This is a genomic window from Burkholderia sp. ZZQ-2 (assembly GCF_050768715.1).
GTDB lineage: Bacteria > Pseudomonadota > Gammaproteobacteria > Burkholderiales > Burkholderiaceae > Burkholderia > Burkholderia cepacia.
Window position 1 is genome coordinate 79,687 of the sequence record NZ_LDVA01000276.1, and the last position, 11,397, is coordinate 91,083.

10 protein-coding genes are annotated in these 11,397 nt (G+C 62.0%); 2 read left to right on the forward strand and 8 right to left on the reverse strand.

The annotated features are described in order from the left end of the window. Position 1: 1 nt before the first annotated feature. Genes ABY44_RS22765 through ABY44_RS22775 form a run of 3 tightly spaced genes read right to left on the reverse strand, consistent with a single transcriptional unit; the run spans position 2 to position 2,589 of the window. Positions 2-1,072 carry an MSMEG_0568 family radical SAM protein gene (locus ABY44_RS22765; RefSeq protein WP_060173525.1) on the reverse strand — a complete coding sequence of 357 codons (1,071 nt, stop codon included), beginning with the start codon at positions 1,070-1,072 and terminating at the stop codon, positions 2-4. Then, positions 1,065-2,087 carry a Nit6803 family nitrilase gene (locus tag ABY44_RS22770; RefSeq protein ID WP_027789321.1) on the reverse strand — a complete coding sequence of 341 codons (1,023 nt, stop codon included), beginning with the start codon at positions 2,085-2,087 and terminating at the stop codon, positions 1,065-1,067. Before ABY44_RS22770 ends, ABY44_RS22765 begins: the two co-directional genes overlap by 8 nt. 19 nt (positions 2,088-2,106) lie before the next feature. After that, a complete protein-coding gene (locus ABY44_RS22775) occupies positions 2,107-2,589 on the reverse strand; it encodes an MSMEG_0572/Sll0783 family nitrogen starvation response protein (RefSeq protein ID WP_006405208.1) in 483 nt (160 codons plus the stop codon). A gap of 381 nt (positions 2,590-2,970) precedes the next feature. Between ABY44_RS22775 and ABY44_RS22780 the strand changes: the two genes are divergently transcribed. Next, a complete protein-coding gene (locus ABY44_RS22780) occupies positions 2,971-4,362 on the forward strand; it encodes a PLP-dependent aminotransferase family protein (RefSeq protein ID WP_060173455.1) in 1,392 nt (463 codons plus the stop codon). Positions 4,363-4,429: 67 nt separating this feature from the next. On the opposite strand, the gene ABY44_RS22785 is transcribed toward ABY44_RS22780, so the two are convergent. Beyond that, positions 4,430-5,488 (reverse strand): porin, encoded by a 1,059-nt coding sequence (locus ABY44_RS22785; protein ID WP_060173456.1) that lies wholly within the window; start codon positions 5,486-5,488, stop codon positions 4,430-4,432. A 456-nt stretch (positions 5,489-5,944) separates the two neighbouring features. Between ABY44_RS22785 and ABY44_RS22790 the strand changes: the two genes are divergently transcribed. Next, positions 5,945-6,682: a helix-turn-helix transcriptional regulator gene (locus ABY44_RS22790; protein ID WP_060173457.1), complete on the forward strand. Its 738-nt coding sequence runs from the start codon at positions 5,945-5,947 to the stop codon at positions 6,680-6,682. Positions 6,683-6,728: 46 nt separating this feature from the next. On the opposite strand, the gene ABY44_RS22795 is transcribed toward ABY44_RS22790, so the two are convergent. From ABY44_RS22795 to ABY44_RS22810, 4 genes are all read right to left on the reverse strand, one after another. Further along, complete coding sequence (locus ABY44_RS22795) at positions 6,729-7,628, reverse strand: amidase family protein (protein WP_060173458.1); 900 nt, start codon at positions 7,626-7,628, stop codon at positions 6,729-6,731. A 197-nt stretch (positions 7,629-7,825) separates the two neighbouring features. Continuing rightward, a complete protein-coding gene (locus tag ABY44_RS22800; protein WP_196487866.1) occupies positions 7,826-9,058 on the reverse strand; it encodes an MFS transporter in 1,233 nt (410 codons plus the stop codon). A gap of 148 nt (positions 9,059-9,206) precedes the next feature. After that, entirely contained in the window at positions 9,207-10,259 is a 1,053-nt protein-coding gene (locus tag ABY44_RS22805) for a carbon-nitrogen hydrolase family protein (RefSeq protein ID WP_081072585.1), read from the reverse strand. Between the two features lie 152 nt (positions 10,260-10,411). Continuing rightward, positions 10,412-11,371, reverse strand: coding sequence for a helix-turn-helix domain-containing protein (locus tag ABY44_RS22810; protein WP_321917733.1), 960 nt, complete (start codon positions 11,369-11,371; stop codon positions 10,412-10,414). Positions 11,372-11,397: the final 26 nt, after the last annotated feature.

Sequence of the window (11,397 nt, forward strand, 5' to 3'; positions counted from 1 at the left end):
CTCACCCCTCGTAGGTCGAAAGCGACGAGCAGGCGCCGCACTTTCCGCAGCCTGCCTTGATGTCGGCGGAGCGCATGCCGGCGTCGCGCAGCATGGCGCCGAGCGGTTCGAGCACCGCCCGCATGAAGTCCGGCGACGGCGCCGGATGACTCTCCAGCGGCGTGCCGCTGATCGGGACGAACGGCACGACGAACGGATACACGCCCAACCCGATCAGTTCGCGCGACATGTCGAGGATCGCGGCCGCGCTGTCGCCGAGCCCGGCAAGGATGTAGGTGCTGACCTGGCCGCGGCCGAACACGCCGACGGCCGCGCGGAATGCCGCCATGTATCGGGACAGCGGCACACTCGCCTTGCCCGGCATGATCCGTTCGCGCACCGCCGGCGTCACGGCTTCCAGATGCATGCCCAACGTATCGATCCCGCTTGCCCTCATCCGGTCGAACCAGCTGTCGTCGTCGGGCGGCTCGCATTGCGCCTGGATCGGGAGATCGACGGCCGCCTTGATCGCGAACGCGCTTTCGCACAGCACGCGCGCACCGCGATCCGGCGTCGGTGGTGTGCCGGTCGTCAACACCATGTGCTTGACGCCGTCGAGCAGGACCGCCGCGCGCGCAACCTCGGCGAGTTGTTCCGGCGTCTTGCGGGCGATCGTCCGGCCGGCCGCGAGCGACTGGCCGATCGAGCAGAACTGGCAGGTCTTGCGCCGGCTCTCGTAGCGAATGCAGGTCTGCAACACCGTGGTCGCCAGCACGTCGGCGCCATGCAGCGTCGCGATGTGCGAGTACGGCACGCCCTCCAGTGTCTGCAACGCATAGAAGCGCGGGCTCGACGGAAAGCTGATGCTCGCGATCGGGATGGTGCCGCGCGAGAGCAGGCTGACGCCCGCCGCATCGGGCGCCGCCGCGACGAACGGCGAATCCCACGCGGTACTCGTGTGCACCGGCACCATGATGGTCACGCCGTCGACCGTCACGGCCTTGTGATCGGACGGCCCGGCGCCGCCGCGCCGGCTCGCGGCGCCCACCCGCGGATCCGCGAGGCGCAGCCCGACCGACTGCAGTTCAGTCATCAATTGCCGGCTCTGCACCGACGGTTTCGCGTTCGCGCTCATGGCAATGTCCCTCGAAGTCGCGTGCGGCCGGCACGCCGATCCCCATCGGGGTCACCGTCGTCGCCGGCCGATCGTTGATGGCAAGACTCAGCAGTTCCGGCCGCGCATAGTGGCCGACCGAATCCATCATTCGCTTGCGCTTGGTGATCAGCGACATGTCCAGGTCGGCGATCACCATCCCTTCGCCCTCCCGCAAGGGCTCGGCCAGATGCTGCCCTTCCGGTGACACGATCGCGGTATTGCATCCGCCCCGCAGGGCTTTCTGCAGATTCGGATCGCCCGTGATCGACTCGATCTGGGCGTCCGTCAGCCAGCCGGTCGCATTGACGACGAAGCAGCCCGCTTCCAGCGCGTGGTGGCGGATCGTGACTTCGATCTGTTCCGCAAAGATCGGGCCGACCAGCGAGCCGGGAAACTGACTGCAATGAATTTCCTCGTGCTGCGTCATCAGCGCATAACGGGCGAGCGGGTTGTAGTGCTCCCAGCACGCGAGCGCACCGACCCGTCCGACACCGGTCTGCGCAACCTTGAGTCCGGCCGCGTCGCCCTGCCCCCAGATCATCCGCTCGTGAAACGTCGGCGTGATCTTGCGGCGCTTCACCGCGAGGCGCCCGTCGACGTCGAAGATCAGCTGCGTGTTGTACAGGCTGCCGTGGTCGCGCTCGTTCACGCCGAGCACGACCACCATCCCGTGCAGACGAGCGCGCTCCGCAACGGCATGCGTCACGGGGCCCGGCACCGCCACGGCCTGCTCGTACAGCCGCATGTGATCGGCGCCGGATGCGACCGGCGTCCGCACGAACGAGAAGTACGGGTAATACGGCACGAATGTTTCAGGAAAGACGATCAGCTGGACGCCCTTGCCGGCGGCCTCGTCGATCGCCGCGCAGACCTTGTCGAGCGTGCCGCCGGCGCGTTCCAGATCGGGAGCGATCTGGACGGCTGCCGCCCGGACGATACGTTTGTCGGACATGATGGCACCCGTCATTCGATCAAACGGTCCAGGTATGGATGACCAGCGCGTTCTCCTTGCGGTGAAGCAGCTGGATATCCAGCACGTCGAGCGGATTGATCGGTCGAATGCCCTCGATCAGCGACGCTTCGCCATGCCCGTAGAGCGCCTGCAGCGCAAAACGGCACGCGTAGACTTTCCCGCCTTCTTCCATGAACTTGACGAGTTGCTTGTTGAAGTTCAGATGACCGGGAAACGCCTCGTCGCCGAGCGTCGGAAACCCGCGCTGGAGGCCGAGCGTCACGCCGGGGCCATAGAGCAGCACCGACGTCTCGAATCCTTTGCGTTGCAGGCGAGTCGCCTGCAGCAGGTTCACGAAGCCGATCGATCCCTCGAACGCAACCGTGTGGAACGTCACGAGCGCTTTCTCGCCCGGTTCCGCCTTGACGTCTTCGAACACCTTTTCCTCGTAATCGACGAGGAAATCTCCCTTCTTGTGCAACGGCTGATTGACTGCGGGCATGGCACGCTCCGTTTGATAATGAGTTCAGTGATATTCCCGAACACTTTCGAGTCCGGGCGATCTCATTAACGCAACGCATATGCCAACCAGGCACCGACCTGATGCGATCACTCTCCGATCATTCAATCGATAAATGCCGATGCAGCCGGTCCGATCCTTGCGTGACCGAATGCGGTTCGGACAGGAAGTGTCCCGTCCGGGCGACGGCGCGCACCCGTGTGAAGCAACCAGCAAGCATGCGTGCGCATCGAGCGTGCATCCATGCATCAATCCGATACATGATGCGATCAATGCAATCATCTGGCTTCAGAATGGCGATATAGATATTTCCGATTAATGCGCCATGCTAACGTTTTGATGAATCATCAAATGGAAACAGGTATGGATTACATAATCCATCATTGGTCGAAGCGACTCCTGGAAAGCAGGAAGCCGGCGTACCTGCTGATCCCCGACCTGATCGAGGAAGACCTGGCGGCGGGCCGGCTGAAACCACGCGACCGCCTACCCGGGCTGCGCGATCTCGCCGGTGCGCTGAACCTGAACTACACGACGGTGGCCCGCGCGTATGCTGAAGCCCGCAGACGCGGCTTGCTCGATACACGGGCAGGAAGCGGTACATTCGTGCGCGGCCCAACCCGGACGATCCCGCTGTCGGGCGGGAGCAGCATCGAGATGTCGATGAACATGCCACCGGAGCCGCCCGAGATGGCCGGGCGACTGCAGGAATCGGCTGCCGCGTTGTTCGCCGCAGCGGACCCTTACCAATTGATGCGATATCAGGATTTCGGCGGCACACCGGCGGATCGCGCCGCCGGCCGCGCATGGCTGGCCAATCGCCTGCCCGGCTGCAGCAGCGATAGCGTGCTCGTTTGTCCGGGAATCCACAGCGCCCTCGTCGCGCTCGTTTCCCGGCTTGCGAGCCGCGGCGACTCGATCTGCCTCGATTCACTCGCTTACCCCGGCATCAAGGCCATCGCATCGCAACTGGGCGTGCGGTTACAGCCGCTGCCGCGGGACGACGACGGGCCGTTGCCGCATGCCTTCGAATCGCTCTGCCGAAGCGGACAACCCGCTGCGCTGTACTGCAACCCGACCCTGCAGAACCCGAGCACGCTCACGATACCGTTCCGGCGCCGCGAAGCGTTGGCCGATATCGCCACACGCTACAACGTGCCCATCATCGAGGACGACGCCTATGCGATGCTGCCGCAGAGCGCACCGCCGCCACTGGCATTGCTGGCCCCTGAACTGACCTACTACGTGACCGGCATGTCGAAGAATCTCGGCGCCGGGCTGCGAATCGCCTACCTGTTGGCACCGACGGTGCGCGAAGCACAGCGTGTCGCGGGTGCATTGCGCGCCACGACCGTGATGCCGAGCCCGTTCACGATGCTGCTGTCCACCCAGTGGATCAACGACGGCACGGCAAGCGAGATGCTGGCCGCGATTCGATCGGAGGCGCATGCACGGCAGGCGATCGCGGGCCGGATTCTCGGCGCATGGCCTTTCGATGCCCACCCCGACGGTTTCCATCTCTGGTTGCCGATTCCGGGCGAGTGCCTATGGACCGCACCGGATCTGGCGCAGCATCTGCGGAGTCGAAACGTCGCCGCCGTGGCGAGCGCGGCATTTTCGACGGACGGCGACCCGCCGGCGGCGATCCGTATCTGCCTTGGCGGGCCGCAGGATCGGGAGCAGTGCCGGGACGGCCTGGAGCTCGTCGCGGATGCACTGACCGACGCGCATCATCTTTATGGTGCGGCGATGTAGCGGCCGATACCGCGTCGAAGACAAATGGGCGAACCCCCGGTTCGCCATCGCGCTCGACCCGCGACCGTCAGAACTTGTGGCGAATGCCGATCCGTGCCGCAGTCTGAAAACTCGAGCTGGACGGCGATCCGAGCGCTGCTTCGATTTGCGCGCCGTGTGCATGATCATGCGCGAGCGCGCCAACGAAATACACGTCCGTTCGCTTGGAAATGAAGTAATCCGCCCCGATGGTCACCTGGTTCGCACTGCCGACGCCGTTGTTGCGCTGTTGAAACTGGAACCCTGCCCCAAGCGAAATATCGGGCTTGACGAAGTAAGTCATGCCACCGTCGTAGGTCAGCGCCCGAGCCTGGGTGCCGCTGCTCAACTGAACATCGGTCACGACACCAAAAATCTGCGCTTTCCCCAGGCTGTAGGTTGCACCGCCGGCGTATTCGGTCAAATTCGCGGAAGTCGTCGCGTTATGCTGCTTGAAATACGACAGCGATGCGGCGAGCCCGCCTTGGCTGTAGTTCAGCAGAAAATTCATCGAGCTGTTGGTGCCCAACGAGCCGGCGACGTTGCCGAAACCATACATGGCGCCGACACTGAAACCCGAAATCGTCGGCGAAAGATACTTCACCGAGTTGTTGACGTTATCGCCCCACAGTCGGTTGTCGAGCGTATATCCGCCAGCCGCATACGCCGGGATTCCCCACCCCAGGATGCCCGCTGCCGTATTTCCCGCAATCGAGTACGCCGGAAAGATATCGCCGATGAAGTCGTATTGCCGCCCGAGCGTCAGCGTGCCGAAGCGTCCGTCAAGGCCGACGAAGGTTACGCGATTGAACAAAAGCCCGCTCTGCGCCAAGGCCCCGTTGGAAAGTTGAAAGCCGCTTTCGAGCGTGAAGATCGCCTTGAGTCCGCCACCCAGGTCCTCTTTACCCGTCAGCCCCCAGCGATCTCCCTGCGAAGACCCGGACGCAAACTGCACGAGCGCGCCATGTCCGGTGCTCGATGTCGCATTGTTCGTGTACGTAATACCCGCATCCACCAGCCCGTACAGCGTCACTGAGGACTGTGCATGTGCCACACCGCAACCGACCGCGGCGCACACCACCATGCTTCGCTTGATGACCGTATTCATATCGCTTTCCTAATTTTATGCGTAGCTTTCGTTGACGAAAATGACTGAGGAAAACGTCCCGCTGGAAATGCATCGGAATCGTTTGGTCAATGGGCAGGCGTCTCCGGGTAATCCTCCAGCTTGCCTCGCTACAACGAACAGTCTCGGCACGTCCGCTTCCCACTGCGCGTCTACTCTATGAGCACCGTTTTTTGAGCCCCATCGTTAGAAATATCGACAGGGGAAACTCGGCCTGAGCCCGCGCTCAAGAAATGCGGGCGCCCTCGCGAACATCCCTTCTGATCTGCAATAGGCAGTGGACCTGACTGCGGCATGAATACAACGGACAGGCAACGGCAGTGAAGTTCGTTGCTGATCGGGAATTTTTGCCCTGCTATGCTTGATGTGTAATGCGAACCAGTCTTTCGAGGCTGTCGCGCATGCTGTCTCCCGATTCCACCTACCGATGAGGCACCCTTGAAGCCACAAGTTCACGATCTCACGCTCGACGAACTCCGACTTTTCGGTGAGATCATCGGGCGGCTCGAGGAGCTCGGTCCGATCGTGGATGTCAGGCGCGTCGTTTTGTCAGACCTGACCCGGCTGCTGCGATCCGATTTCTGCGTCTCCTACAACTGGGATGCCGAAAAAGGGATGTACGCCGACCCGATTGCAGTCAATGTCGACTCGGATCACGTGCGTCGCTACACGAGCTGGTACCAGCACAATGACCCGATGACGGCGCAACTCTGCAAGCGGCGCAGGGCCACGTTGGTGGAAGAAGTGATGGACCGGCCTGCACTGGAGAAAAGCGAGTTCTACAACGAGTTTCTCGCGCAGGATGGGTTGCATCATGGAATCAACGTGTTTGTCTTCGACGGCGAACGCCAGCTCAGCGACTTGAGAATCTGGCGAACGAGGAATCGGCCTGAGTTCGAGATGCGCGACAAACTCGTGCTCGATGCGATCGAGCCGTTCCTTTGCCGCGCGATCAAACGCCGGACAGGCAGCGCGACAGGGCTCACGGACCGTGAGAACGAGATCGCCCAGCTGGTCGCAAAGGGTTGTACCGATCAGGATATCGGCCGTCTTCTCTGCATCAGCCTGTCGACCGTGCGCACCCATTTGCGGCGGATCATGGACAAGAAGGGATTCTCCAACCGCGCGGAGCTTGCCGCCTCCGTCGCCGCGGCCGGAACGACCCCGCCGTCATGACGATCGAACGGCGCGGTCGACGGCCACGTACGCGCGACGCCGCGAATCATCCGATACAAGAGACTAAACCGCCAATACGGTTTCGTACCGATGCCGGCACGAGCCCTCCAACGCTCACCGCGGCACTTGCATGCAGCGCACGTTCGAGTACCGGCCGGGCGTCGGGTGACAGCCCCTCCCACAACGTCGAATAGGGAACTGCCAGGCGAAAGCCACGTGTATCGTCGACCGCGGGAAGCGTTGAACCGCTTCCGGACAAGATCTCGTCCAGCAACATCACGTCGGCGACGGTGCGGGCGATCGGGCCGACCGTGTCACGCGTGGGCGATATCGGCACGACACCTCCGGACGGATAGCGTCCGTGCGTAGGACGAAAGCCGACCAATCCACACAGCGCCGCCGGTATGCGCACCGATCCGCCCGTGTCGGTGCCGAGCGCCGCCGGCACCGCACCACTCGCCACCAGCACGGCAGACCCGCCGCTGCTTCCGCCTGGAATTCTGGACGGGTCATACGGGTTGCGGGCCGGGCCGAAAAATCCGTTGTGGTTGGTGCAGCCGAAAGCGAGTTCGTGCATGTTCGCTTTGCCCGCGGCCAACGCGCCCGCGTCGATCACGCGTGCCACGACGGGTGCGTCAGCTCGAGGTACGGCGTCGCGGAGCGCTGCCGTTCCCGCGGCGGTCGGCATGCCCGCGCAGTCGATGTTGTCCTTGATGGCCAATGGAATGCCGGAAAGCGGCAACCGGCCCGTTCGGGCTATGAGCGATTCATCGTGTTCCCGCGCCGCTTGCGACAGCGCGTCACGGTTGAAAAACACGAACCCGTTCAGCGACTCGGTTTTGGCGTGTTGATCCACGAGCGCCTGAACGTATTCCAGGCAGGAGATCTCGCGTCGATCGGTCGCGCCTTTTGCGTCGACGACTGAAAGCTGCGGCAGGGTTGGCATCTACGTCTCTCGTGCATTTCGGTCTTCGTAGATTGCGCGTCGGCTTTTTTGTAGCGCATCTTCAGAAATGACGATGGCGTAGCCAACCCTGGCAGCGCCCCTCATCGCCGCGGGTACCGCACCGCGGCCGACGCAGGCGGCCTCGGTCGCGCGAGTCCGCGCAACGATCTGAAATCCGCCTGCGCTTCGACGGACGTTCAGGCCGCGTCGATGTTCGAGACGGAATGCTTCGACGTCGCAGCGGGTACCGTTTCATCGAGAAACATCCCCACGAGCGCGCTCACCAACGACACGCCCCCGACGATCAGCATCGGATAACCCAGACCGAACGTATCGGCAAGCCCACCTGCAACCACGGGCATCAGGACCCCGCCAATGAGTTCACTGACAGCGGTCGGAACGCCTACGGCCGAACCGGTCAGCGTGGACGGTACGGATTCGCAAGGAATCACGGCAAGAAAGAGAGGTGCGATGCCGAAGCCGCAAATCCCGGCAGCAAAGAGGTTGATGAACATCACGATCGGAGAAGCGTGACAAAGAACGAACGCCAACATCAGGACGCCATAGCAAGCCGCCGAGACGACGAGCACGATACGCCGCCCGAGCCGATCCGATATCGCCGGAACGGCGACCATTCCGATAAACCCGCCGAAACCCCATCCGGAAATGATCAAGCCGACCGTGCCGAGGCTGAGGCCCGCGACTTTGGTCAGATAGAGCGCGACGAACGTCGAGAACACGAACAGGCCCGTCTGGAAGAGCGATCCGATGACCGTGGTCAACCAGATGTTCTTGTATCTCAGCACGGTCAACGGGCCGCCCGAGGCCGCCCGGACCTGCCTGTCGCGACCGGCTTCCGTCTTTCGCATGGTCCTGCCGATCAGGAACGTCAGCAAAAGCCCGGGAATACCGAGCACGAAAAACACCCACTCCCAGCGCATGTGCATCACGAGCTGGGTAGCGATGATCGGTCCAAGGCCGATACCCAGAAGCGGGAAAAACGATTGATGAATGCCCAGATTCAAGCCGCGCCGGCTCGGCGTCGATATTTCGTCGATCGTCGCGACGCTGGCGCTGAAGACGCCGCCCTCGCCCACGCCAAGGAGGCCTCGCACGAGCAGCATGCCGTGGAACGACTTGGCGACGCCGGTAAAGGAGGTCATCACCGAGAAGAAGATCGACGACCCCAGCAGAATCTTGCGACGCCCATGGCGATCGGACAGACTCCCGAGCACCCATGTCGAAATGGCCCAGGTCAACGCGAGAACCGACGCGATTGCGCCTGCCTGCGTGTTGTTCAATTTGAGCTCCGGCAGAAGAACCGGAAACAGATACACGATGACCAGACGATCGAGTCCAACGATGCCGAACAGCACCGCAAGAAAGATGACCATCTTCCATTCGTATTCTCTATTTTGTTTGTAGTTCATATCGATATCCTAAATATATCGTCGTGATTGAATGGCTGTTGTTTCAAAGAAAGCCATCCCGCTTCAATCGGTATCGAGCCAATACGGCAGCGACACGAAAACCTCCGTCCGGCTCGCCACGGAATCGCATGGCGAGCCCGACAGGCCGCTACCGATCTCCGCCACTTCTCGCGAGCTCCGGCGAGCAACCGTTGTCCGACGATGTTTGATCATCGGCAACCGTCTCCCCGGGGGAGCCATCGAGGATCTCGGTGACCGGAGGGCGCGGTCGCCGGTCGATCAGCAACCGCAGAACGTCAGGCCGCGAGTAATGCCCCACGGGATCGAAAACGCACTTCGAAAGCGATTGCATGCCGAGGTCGATATCGGCGTAGAGCAGGCCTTCCGCGGTTTCGTCGATCTTGTCGAACAGTTCCGCCCCGTCGGGCCCGTATCCGACGCTATGGCCACCGCCTGCCCGCAACAGCTGACGTTTTTCCTCGGTGTCGCAAAGGCTCTCGACCATTTCCTCGGTGACGACTGTCGAAGGCGCGAGGACGAAGCAACCTCCTTCGACGGCATACGTCCGCGAAACCGCGTTGTTCACCTGGTGGCTCAATGCGCTGGCAAATTCATAGAGCGAGAAGCTCGGCCAGGCCGCAACGTGGACCTGTTCGCCTTGCGCATACATTGCGGCCTTGGTCAAAGGCTGCACGTGTTCGGCACAACAAAGCCCGCCGAGCTTTCCCAACGGACTGTCGATTACGGTCAGGCCACTGCCCTCCCCGTCACCGAAGACCGTCCGCTCGAGATGGGTAGGCTTGAGTTTCTGTCGTTGCAGGAGGGTTTCTCCGTCGGGGCCGATGATCCATTGGGAGATATATAACGAATGGCCCTTGCGCTCCGAGAGTCCCATCACCACCGTGATGCGGTTTTTTCTAGCCGCGGCCCTCAGTGCATCGGCTTCCGGACTGTCGTAGCTCAGCGAGTTGTCGAAATATCGCTGAACATAGCCTTTGCTCATATACCAGGCCGGTGTACCCAGCCAGATGTAGAACGGGTAGCCCGGCAGCCACACTTCAGGGAACGCGATCAGGGCGGCGCCGGCCTGCGCCGCCTCTTCAATCAGGCGTATGGACTTTTCGATTCCGGCTTGAAGATCAAGGAACGCCGGGGCGGCCTGCACGACAGCCGCCTTATATTGGGGATGGTTGAGAGCCAAGATACTCCTCCACGACTCGCGGGACGGGACGCCCGCAACGTTGTAGAGAAAGTGTCCGGGGACAATATGGCGGACGCTTGACTCTGACAGAACAGGATTTTTACTTATGCTGCCAGCCGGCGGGATTACCGCGCAGCCCGCTCAGGGGCGATTCAACTAACGTCGCGATGCTTCGCACGGTAGTCGCGCGCAGACACGCCAAAGTGACGTCGAAACGTACGACTGAAATGCGATGCATTATTGAAACCCCAAGCCATCGCAATATCGGTAATCGAGCGGTTAGCGTACGCGCGTTGCCGAAGCCACTCGCCGCACCCGTTGAGTCTGGCCGTACAGATGGTCTCGCCGATCGACTCCCCGGCCTCGGCGAACAGGCGATAGAGGTAACGGCTGGAAACCCCCAGTTCATCGGCGATCAGTTCGGGTCCCAGTTCCGGGTCGTGAATCCTGTCCTTGATCAACGCGCGCGCCCGCAGCAGATGCATCTCTTTCACGTTGGATCTGGGCAGCGGAACCGTGTTGAAATAATCCGCCAACGCCAGCGCGACCAGGTTGGCGGACACATCGCCAAGCCTCTCGCAAGCGGTCATCGCGCCTTCGTCTGACGAAAGCACTCGGTGCAGCGACGCGATATGGTCCGCGGCGATACGGCGTATCCCGGTGGCCGCAGGAATACGCACCGCGGTGTGCTGCCGGCCGCACGGCACCAATTTCTCCAACGCCTGGCGGGGAAAGCGGATCGTGTAGTGCTGTCCGGAAAAATGCCAGACGAAATGGCGCGACGAGTCGAACAGCACCATGTCGGTAGGGTCGACGAACGCGGTGCGGGCATCCTGCTCGAGTGCACCTCGCCCTTCGATCTGTATCGACACGAGCAGGTAGTCGTCCGCCGTGCGCCGCACGTCGTCCCAGTCATGAGCCGCGACGTGATCGACCGCCGAGATCCGCGACACACACACTCCGCCCGTGTTCACGCTGGAAATCTCGCCATGAAATCCCTGATCGGATTCGGTCCTGAAAACCATGGGGACGCAACTGGCCCGAACCTGATCCGCCCATGCCAAAAGCCGGTCGTCGCGATGGTAATGATCCGTGGTCGTCACTTGATTCATGGCACAAGGTTCCGGCGGCAAATACG

Coding starts and splice junctions, on each gene's coding strand:
- ABY44_RS22765 (WP_060173525.1), bottom strand. CDS start 1,072: ATGACTGAACTGCAGTCGGTCGGGCTGCGCCTCGCGGATCCGCGGGTG.
- ABY44_RS22770 (WP_027789321.1), bottom strand. CDS start 2,087: ATGTCCGACAAACGTATCGTCCGGGCGGCAGCCGTCCAGATCGCTCCC.
- ABY44_RS22775 (WP_006405208.1), bottom strand. CDS start 2,589: ATGCCCGCAGTCAATCAGCCGTTGCACAAGAAGGGAGATTTCCTCGTC.
- ABY44_RS22780 (WP_060173455.1), top strand. CDS start 2,971: ATGGATTACATAATCCATCATTGGTCGAAGCGACTCCTGGAAAGCAGG.
- ABY44_RS22785 (WP_060173456.1), bottom strand. CDS start 5,488: ATGAATACGGTCATCAAGCGAAGCATGGTGGTGTGCGCCGCGGTCGGT.
- ABY44_RS22795 (WP_060173458.1), bottom strand. CDS start 7,628: ATGCCAACCCTGCCGCAGCTTTCAGTCGTCGACGCAAAAGGCGCGACC.
- ABY44_RS22800 (WP_196487866.1), bottom strand. CDS start 9,058: ATGAACTACAAACAAAATAGAGAATACGAATGGAAGATGGTCATCTTT.
- ABY44_RS22810 (WP_321917733.1), bottom strand. CDS start 11,371: ATGAATCAAGTGACGACCACGGATCATTACCATCGCGACGACCGGCTT.